Genomic DNA, 1,465 nt, shown 5'->3' with positions numbered 1-1,465 from the left:
CTCGGCTGGGTCGCTCGGCAGTTGATCAGGCAAATCACTCATTGGCCCGAGTCTGCCATGCTTCGCGCCTCGATGCAGCGAAGATTTTATCTCCTACGCAAGCGCTTTCGGCTGCGGGATTCGAGGCGCATGCATGCGTGTCCAATCCATGCCGGCCAGAAGCGCCGACAACTGCGCGGCGTTCATTCGCATGACGCCGTCAACAACCGGCGGCCACTTGAAGGCGCTGCCCTCAAGCCGCTTCCAATACAGCACAAGGCCACTGCCATCCCAGACGACGATCTTCACCCGATCAGCGCGCTTTGCACGGAAGACCACCGCCACGCCCTTCATCGGATCGTGGCCCAGCGTCTCCTTCGCCAAGAGCGCCAGGCCATCCGCGCCCTTTCTGAAGTCCACAGGTTGGGTCGCAACGTAAATCGTGAGGCCCGCGGGTGGCATCAGCATGAACGTGTCCGTCGCAGAGCCATGAACACGTCACTTAGCACCGCAAGGCCAGGCGTCCCGCGTACCTCAACCCGTGCACCCTGGAACTCGACCGTAACAACAGCTGCTTCCGCCGATACGGAGGGCTCCGCAGCCGCGGGTGCGACGATTCCGACACCAAAGGCACAAACGATAAGGTATCCGCCGAAGCCGGCAGCACCAACTGGCCCAAACGCGCTCGACGCCGCCAGTCATGCACCTGCTGGGGCCGGCAGCCATGGCGGCGGGCGACATCTGTGACAATCGCGCCCGGCTCGAAGCTTTCCGCGGCAATTTGTGCCTTCAAATCGTCCGGCCAGCGCTTTCGACCTGCACCAGTATACACTTCGATACGCGGCGACGGTCGTCTTATGTCGTCCGAATGGTCGTCCATTGTGAGCCCCCTTGCAGAAGATGACTCTTCTAACGGTGCTCCCAAGACCGCGCACAAACAATCTGAACGGCCGCCGCGCTACGCTTACGGTGGACAGCATCAGCATCGGGCTGATCCTCCCGGACACCGTCTCAGTCTGGCTCAGGGTTGCGCTCCCAGCCGCCCTGCTCGCGGGCGGGGACGAGTTCATTAGCGTCACGGACCAGGTGCCTTTGTCGGCAAGCCATCAGCACCGCGATGGCGGCACTACGGGGTCGGGATACGAGGCCCTCGTCCCACGATGTTCTGACCGAGCTGCCCAACCGGACCGCCTCACGCTTCCCCAGCTGTTTAGTCCGGCGAAGTGCTCGTCAGCGACACCTGCGCTGGGGACATACCGACGAGTTCCTCGTAGCGGCGAGCATCGGTCGCGCCCTCGGTGTTGATCAGGAAGACCCGAGCATCTCGTCCAAGACCGACCTTGTCCCGCAGGGTCTGGTCGGAGGCCACCTGCAGTAAGCCGGCGAGACCAACACCACCACTTTCGCCTGAAACGACAGCAGGGTCGTCATCTCTGGGATTCGCAAGCCGCCTCATGACGCTGATCGCGTCCTCGTCGTCGACAGT

Annotated in this window: 2 protein-coding genes and 1 pseudogene; all 3 read right to left on the bottom strand. The window is 62.7% G+C overall.

The window, feature by feature from the left end:
• Window positions 1–93: 93 nt before the first annotated feature.
• Window positions 94–447: an IS66 family insertion sequence element accessory protein TnpB gene (tnpB, locus tag FXV83_RS07265; RefSeq protein WP_148738515.1), complete on the bottom strand. Its 354-nt coding sequence runs from the start codon at window positions 445–447 to the stop codon at window positions 94–96.
• A 34-nt stretch (window positions 448–481) separates the two neighbouring features.
• Window positions 482–859 carry a transposase gene (locus FXV83_RS44880; protein WP_148738514.1) on the bottom strand — a complete coding sequence of 126 codons (378 nt, stop codon included), beginning with the start codon at window positions 857–859 and terminating at the stop codon, window positions 482–484.
• A gap of 330 nt (window positions 860–1,189) precedes the next feature.
• A pseudogene (locus tag FXV83_RS43900) lies at window positions 1,190–1,465 on the bottom strand (diaminopropionate ammonia-lyase); the annotation flags it as partial.

It is taken from the genome of Bradyrhizobium hipponense (assembly GCF_008123965.1).
Taxonomy (GTDB): Bacteria; Pseudomonadota; Alphaproteobacteria; order Rhizobiales; family Xanthobacteraceae; genus Bradyrhizobium; species Bradyrhizobium hipponense.
The sequence above is the reverse complement of the archived record's forward strand: the minus strand, read 5'-3'. Positions and strand labels throughout refer to the sequence as shown.

Excerpts from the sequence above, each read along its gene's own strand:
- tnpB (WP_148738515.1), bottom strand. The coding sequence starts at position 447 with ATGCTGATGCCACCCGCGGGCCTCACGATTTACGTTGCGACCCAACCT.
- FXV83_RS44880 (WP_148738514.1), bottom strand. The coding sequence starts at position 859 with ATGGACGACCATTCGGACGACATAAGACGACCGTCGCCGCGTATCGAA.